This window comes from Candidatus Poribacteria bacterium (assembly GCA_026706025.1).
Taxonomy (GTDB): Bacteria; Poribacteria; WGA-4E; order WGA-4E; family WGA-3G; genus WGA-3G.
On record JAPOZO010000060.1, the window covers coordinates 133970 to 141363 of the forward strand.

At 44.8% G+C, this 7394-nt stretch carries 5 protein-coding genes; all 5 read right to left on the reverse strand.

Annotated elements, in window-relative coordinates; translation table 11 throughout:
* Positions 1-43: 43 nt before the first annotated feature.
* Positions 44-841, reverse strand: coding sequence for a phytanoyl-CoA dioxygenase family protein (locus OXH00_14795; GenBank protein MCY3742280.1), 798 nt, complete (start codon positions 839-841; stop codon positions 44-46).
* Positions 842-868: 27 nt separating this feature from the next.
* The gene (gene dnaN, locus OXH00_14800) at positions 869-2599 is read right to left on the reverse strand and encodes a DNA polymerase III subunit beta (protein MCY3742281.1); all 1731 of its coding nucleotides are present in this window, start codon (positions 2597-2599) and stop codon (positions 869-871) included.
* A 564-nt stretch (positions 2600-3163) separates the two neighbouring features.
* Positions 3164-4378, reverse strand: a complete 1215-nt coding sequence (locus OXH00_14805) for a transposase (protein MCY3742282.1) — start codon at positions 4376-4378, stop codon at positions 3164-3166.
* A 303-nt stretch (positions 4379-4681) separates the two neighbouring features.
* Positions 4682-6826, reverse strand: a complete 2145-nt coding sequence (locus tag OXH00_14810; protein ID MCY3742283.1) for a sigma-70 family RNA polymerase sigma factor — start codon at positions 6824-6826, stop codon at positions 4682-4684.
* Positions 6827-7083: 257 nt separating this feature from the next.
* On the reverse strand, positions 7084-7394 hold a 311-nt coding region (locus OXH00_14815; GenBank protein ID MCY3742284.1), incomplete at its 5' end, for a hypothetical protein.

Here is a 7394-nt window from a genome sequence, read left to right on the forward strand (position 1 = left end):
CTGCAGACTTGAAAAACTTTTGCTGTATTGACTCCGTGGGTTCCTACCGAGTTAAATATTTTCCAGGGATATTAGATTGCGGATATTCTGCGTTATGGTCACGATTGGTTACAGGTTCAGGAATCTCATAATCCCAATAATCCGGTATAGTGTCCGGTCGGCGGTGCCATGCGAGAAGTAGGGTGCGGCGTTCATCAGTATAGTTTTTTCGCGCTGCATGCAAAAGTCTCGCGTCTGTCAAAACCAATGAACCTGCGCTAACGCAGACATCCACCTGATCCGGATGGTTATTAAACATAAACGGATAGTCTTCCTCGGCAAACTGAAACCTGTCGCCTAAAATCTCACCCTTTTGCACAAGAATATCGTGAAAATCAATCCGTTTGCGATGGGTACCGGGAATGACCTTTAAACAACCGTTTTCCAGATTTGTGTCGGTAAGATAGTAGTTAAGAAAAATCTGTTGTGGCCAAGGTGTGCAACTCATCGGGTCATCCCAATGGTACCAGTCTTGATGCCAGAAGAGGGGTGGGGCTCCTGGATCCTTCGTAAGGATGATGATACCGCCGAGTGCTGTGAAATCTTCAAATCCGATTGCTTCTAATGCCTTCCGTGAAGGCTGCCACTCTAATAACCTATGTATATGTTCGTTTTCATCACTACTGACATTTATATAGTGTCCATGGTACATCTGTTTTTCTAATTGTACGTTTTCCGCGATCAGCCGTTCCGATTCTTCACGGAGTTCCTGCAAAAATTCATCTGTGAGAATGTTATTTATCACACAGAAGCCATCGCGAATCATTTGTTCTCGTTTTTGTAATGCGATTTCGCTGAGCATTGTAATTTCCTTTTCAAAGTGAGATGCTTAGGAATCCATGATCATTGTACAGAGGACACAGATATGTCCTTCCTCACCAATCGGTTTAACAACGAGAGGTTTCATCGCATTCGTGAACGCCAGCGATACAGACTCCGTTTCAATATGTGAGAGTGTCTCTATGAGCAGCTGCGCATTCAGACCGATACGGACGCTTCCAGTGCCAGACTCGGCTGCTAACGTTTCATCTATTTCATCTGTCTCAGAGGTTTTCGCCGAGATCCGAATCTGTTGCGGATTGATTTCTAAACAGACCAGAGCGTTTTTCGGATTTGCCCGCGAAAAAATTTCACGCGTTGTGTCCATAATAGATGCTTTCGGCACCACGACATGCCCCTCAAAAGATTCTGGAATGATCCTATCATACTCTGGATATTTAGCGTCCACCAGTCGGGTCGTCAGCGTGGTGTCTGCATCCGCGAAGAGGATTTGGTCTTCAACAAGTGAAATCTTTATCTCTGGGGCGTTGGCAAAGGCGCGTTCAATTTCTTTGACGGCTTTGAGTGGGACGATGAACCCATCTTTGTCCTCAGATAACTTGAGCGGTTCACAGTGTGCGAGAGCAAGTTGTATACCATCGGCTCCAACGACTTCGGTTCTATCCTCAAGAAGGTTAAAATAGAGCCCGTTTAGGCAGGTCTGTCGGGCTTTCTTTGTGGGCGCAGCAAATTCAGTTTTGTAGAGGACAGACCGCAGGGTTTCTCCATCAATAGTGAATGCGCTTTCATCAACGCAAGGGAGTTGTGGGAATTCTTCATCAGAAAGTTCGACGATTTTATTAACGCTATCTGCAGAAATGATTTCAACACGGTTGTCTGCCGTTTTTGCCAAATCTATCGGTTTCTCAGCGGGTAACCTTTTGACAATATTCTCCAATTCTTGGATGGAGATAACGATCGCGCCTTCTTCATTGACAGTCCCGTCAACCTTCATTCTAATGCCGATTTCCGCATCCGTTGCCATACACTCAATCGTGCTCCCTTCCGCTTGGATGAGAACATTTGAAAGAATCGGCGCGGTATTCCGCTTACTCGCGACACTCCCCAGTGTTTGTAGGGACGACAAAAGGTTGTCTCTTTGAAAAGTTAACTTCATCTGAATACCTCCGTTCAAATGTTTGGGGTAGCGATCTTCTGATTCAATTGTGATACCTAATACTTCTCGGATTATAGATTCGTATTTCTTAAGTTGCTGCCTCGCGCGGCGGATCCTACTTTTAATGGTGTTTTCAGATACGCCAAGGAATTCGCCTATTTCTGCAGATGTCATCTCTTCAAAGTAGTGGAGCGTGATAACCTTGCGATCGTTCTTCTTCAACTTCGCTATCAGTTTTTCGACGAGGTCGCGCTGCGCTTCAGCAGCTATTTTCGCGTGTTCTGATGCAATATATCGGGAATACGGTTCTGTTTCTATTCCTAATATGCAGATTTCTTCAAGGGGTTCCGTCTGTAACCTGTTCTTTCGGAACCATGCGATACACAGATGATGCACAATTGCATAGATCCACTTTGAGAACAGTGTTGGATCTTCTAAGGTTTCCAGTTTCTGATAGACTTGCAGGAAAGTCTCCTGCGTAATATCTTCAGCGATCTGAAAATCCCCGATTTTCCGCCGTGCGAATGCGTGGACCTGCCCTTGGTACTTTCTAACCAAACTCGCGAAAGCGTTTTCATCACCGGTAAGGATACGTTGAATCAAGGCGACATCATCGTTTCTCATCGTCTCTTATCTCCAAAAAGACTATTTCATCAATGGAACTAATAGCGTTTCCGTATTCGTGAATAGATAGGTCTGCATACCTCAAAGAGGCACCCTATCAATTCACTTCCCTATAGTGACGCGAATTCGACAAAAAAAGGTGCATAATTCTAAGAGGTCCGTATGAATTCAGAACCGAGATGTGAAATTGTCCTAAAGCACCCAATATTAATGACTTAGAATATAGTTTTAATTACGACTTATGCCAGTTGTTTTCACGGTGCCTTTGTGAACCAATGTTTGGAACATTCCTTGATAAAACTCAAAGACCTCGTTCGCGCATAAGCAAAACGCTATAAAACAAAATTATCTAGCACAAATCGTTATAGATACAATTTAAGCGCGAAAAGGTTGCATTATTTAAACCAATAGAGGTCTTATGCCAAATTCATGTTTTTTAGTTTTGGGAGGCTTATGCCATTTGTGAAGAGAGTCTTTGCGAATACCACACGTGCATTCGCTGGGGTGCCATCTTCTGTCATAGTACCCCCGCCTAAAGGCAGGGGGCTTGTTAAGAAACAAGCCCTATCGGTCTACCGATAAGTTTCTCGTTTCACAGAGGTTGGTAACCCAACGCTCTCCACGATGGGCGCAAGCCGCCCGTAAGAGTATGTTTGTCGCAGCGTTGTGGTCTCTATCCATAGAGTTGCCACAAAAACTACAATCAAAAGTGCGTATCGCCAACGAAAGTTTCTTTGCCGACTTCTGACCACAACTCGAGCATGTTTGCGAAGTGTTCTTTGGGGCCACTTGGTGGAAATGGAAACCGTCTCTTTCGGTTATGTTTCCAGCCCACTCAAAGAAGATACCCCAAGACGCATCGGAAATGCTCTTGCTGAGGTGTTTATTCTTAACCATATTGGCAATGCTCAAGTCTTCAGCGACAAGGACGTTATTTTTCTGATGATGAAAAAGTTTGTAGATTATTTTTCCGATAAAGTCTTTGCGTTTGTTAGCAGTCCGTTCATGGTGCAACGCAGTCGCACGCACGGCTTTCTGCCAACGTTGGCTACCTTTCTTTCGGCGTGCCATGGTCTGGTTGTGCTTGTGCAGCAGTCCTTCTCCTTGACGATACCAGCGGGGGTTATCTGCCTTTTCGCCTTCGGAAGTCGTCAAGTAATGGGTCGTTCCCATATCAACAGCAATCACTGCTGTCGGTTCAACTTTCGGGGTATCTGGTATATCGCAAACGATATGGGCATACCAACCCGACGCTTTCTTGACGAGCGTGACTGCCTTCGGATCGCCTTGAAGCGGACGGGGCATGCGTATCTTGACTTCACCAAGTTTTGGCACTTTCAAGCGATTATGGCGAAAATCGGTTTCTATTATAGGATTTTGACGGACACGAATAAATCCGCTTGTCGCTTTATCCTTGACTTTGTGTTTTCGCAAGCACCACGTCAGAGAACGCACGCGCGTTTTGTAGCGAGGGTAGCCCTTTTTCTCCGCGCCTTCTTGGCAACGTCTGCGGAACGCATCAAACGCTTTGTCAACGCGTTTGAGGACCGAAACTTGAAAATCTTGAGGCACTTCACGGAAGTCATCATATTTTTCACGCGCTGTCGTCAAAAGGGCCTGTTGCTCACCTTGAGAAACAAAACGCCCTTCTTCTTCGTAGGCATACTTGCGATTATTGCGCGCAGAATTCTGAAGTTCACAGAGGTGGTCAAACCACGCTAACAATGTTGTCTCCTGTGTTTTCGTAGGATATACAGGATACTTAAAGGTTAATCTCATTGACTTTCACGTATCACGCGTTTATCCCCTGACAAGTGGGAGGCAAGCACGTAACCGAGAGGTTACGCTTGTCATGCTTGCCAACGTGATATATATATTGAACCATATTTTCATAGAAAAGTCAAGTGTTTTTTCTATTAACTTCAGATGTTTTGTCTAATCCAAGAGGGCGGATTTTCCTCCCCCCACTAAAGTAGGGCGTTTCCAATCCGTAAAAATTGATGATATTTGAATAAGCGTTGCATAAAACTTTCTCCTATTCAGCACGAAAGGTATTTTTTTGAAGTCCAATTTCGTGTTAAGCTAATCCTTGGATTTATTTTTCAAGGCCTCTGCCACGAATTTCTCCAAATCCATCCCTTTTGCTTCAATTAATTTACCTTCTCTGTCAATAAGACGAGTTGCTGGAATACTTCGAATAGCATATTGCCGAGCGATCGAATTCTTGCCAGCCACGTTATCAAGAATCTGTCGCCACGGAATATCGTTTTCTTGAATGTAGTTTCGGAATTTCGGTTCATCATCATCAAGGCTGATCCCGATGATGTCAAAGCCTTCATCTTTATAGGTATCATATACCTTTTTGAGATAGGGCATTTTTGTAAGACCAAGACTGGACCACATCGTCCAAAAGTTGAGTAGAACGACTTTTCCACGATAGTCCTGTAGTGCAATCGAATCCCCATTGAGGTCAATAACCGAAAAGCCTGGGGCAGGTTTCCCAATCAATTCGTGTAACGGATCCGCGTCGCGCTCATAGAATTTAGCGAGTTCGGTCTCGCCTAATTTCTCGTAGGTGTAGGCAAGTAGCCTGAGAATAAAGATGTTGTCCGGATTCTGACGCTCAGCCGCCTTAACAACAGCAAGCATATCCTCATAGCGTCCGATCACCTGCAGCATATTACAGAGCGTAATATAACCTGCGATATTGGGTTTCATGACTGATTTGAAACGTTCGATAAGCGCATCCACTGCTGGTTCGCTCCCGACTTCGATGTAGAGACTGACAAGCAATGGATACAGTTCGTAGAAATGTACATTATCTGGGTGTTTCTCAAGTGTTTCTTCTAAAGTCGTAATGGCTGTTTCGCTACTCCCATACATATCTTGAGGTGAGTATTCCCAAACATTAGTTGACTCATAAATCTTAGAAGAGAGACTCAAGTTCAGACACTGAAAATCATCATTTGCGTGATGTCGGCAACGGACAAGTGGCATGGCATCACCATACACCAAGCGTTGTCGACTTTTGTACGTTCGATACTTAGGGTTAAACTCGTACCCGTAACTCACTGGCATTTTCGGATCAACATTCAGGAAATAGCCTGCTTTACCCCCACTTGTATCTGCGGGGCAAATTAGGATGTTTGCATCTGGCAGATATTTGGGGTGAAGATCCGAGAGCCACTCTGGAAGATCACTCTGTTCTTTCTGATAAGCACGAATCGCACTGCCGATTACGAGTAAATTTTGGGTGCAAATTTCGATATTTTTCTGTTGCACTTCCTGAGTGAGAACGCGGGTTTCGTTTGGAGATTGCGCTATTGCGAGCGTCTCAAAATCTTGGGAAACGGCAGCGATCCCTTTACCAGAGCGTCCCACCTGATTTCGGACATCGGGCTTTGATGGTAGGTCTATCACAATAGGTGCTTCAATAAGTTCTATGGTCATTTGGGATGTGGCATCAAAACTGTAGGGTTGTTGGAAACGTGCTAAATATTGATTGCTGGCTCCGAGCATCATTACAACGAGAATAATGGTCGACGTGGCGATTGCCCAAGGGACTATCGGTGGCTTCACGCCGGTAGGCGGTAGAGGTTTGATACGCGGAATCTCGCGCATAATGTTTTCTGTTAAAGTAGGAGATAGTTGGAAACTACCGAGTGCCTCTTGAATCAGCAGTTCGTGTCTCTTTAAGCGTTGCAGCGCACGGCGAACTCGTATCCGAACTGTATCCGCGGACACACCTAAAAACTCGCCTATCTCTGCATATGTCATTTCACCGAAGTAATAGAGGGTGATAACGGTTCGATCGCTCTCCTTCAACTTTGACAGTAAGTTTTTGACCAATTCGCGTTTGGCTGCCGCTGCACTTTCCGCCTGCTCTTCAGCAACATGTCTGGAATAGGAAGTCTTCTCTATCATTGTTATGTCTACCTCCTCCAAAGGTTGCGTTTGCATCCGTTTCTTACGGAGCCACGTGAGACAGCAGCGATGGGTGATAACATAAAGCCATCCCGGAAACTGGTTTGGATTTTTCAGTGTCGCCAATTTCCGATAAACCTGTAGGAACGTCTCCTGCGTAATATCTTCAGCGATGTGGAAATCCCCTATTTTCCGCCATGCGAGCGCGTGAACCCTTTTCTGGTACTTTCTAACCAAACACGCAAAAGCAGCGTCGTCGCCTTTAAGGATACGTCGAATCAGTTCGGTATTGTCATTTCTCATCAAACACCTCTATCTAAGGGGATGTAGTGCCAACGCTAATTAGGGCCGCTCATGTCAAAGGTGTGTGCGGTTGTTTTTCATGAAGCCAGTGACCACGGGGGGTAAATGTTTTCATTCGCACTCATTCTTTACATGAGCCAATAGGTCTTACACTTTGACTACAAGCGATTATTCTCTCCATCTGCCCAGCAGTACAGATCCTATGCAAAAGTTAAGATTGTCAAGGCATTCTCAATGGATAAGTGTTGTCATAAGTATTATATCTCAACACGTACAAACGTAAGATAAGTTCCGGACATAAGAACAACAAAAAACAAAATCAACAAGAACAAATCAATAGCTGCAGCGTTAAAATCTCGACTGAGACTGAGCGTATCTTCAAAGGCCGGAATTGATTCTGGACTGATAGGCTTCTTCGACATTCCCTCACGAACTCCAATAATATGGAGACTATCGGGATCTGCTCTATCCATATCCGTGACGAATTCTCGGTATTCGCGTGCATAACGCTGCACATTCTCTAAAAATTGTTGATGCCGTTCAAATCCTGTTCCGGCAAAAACCTCAA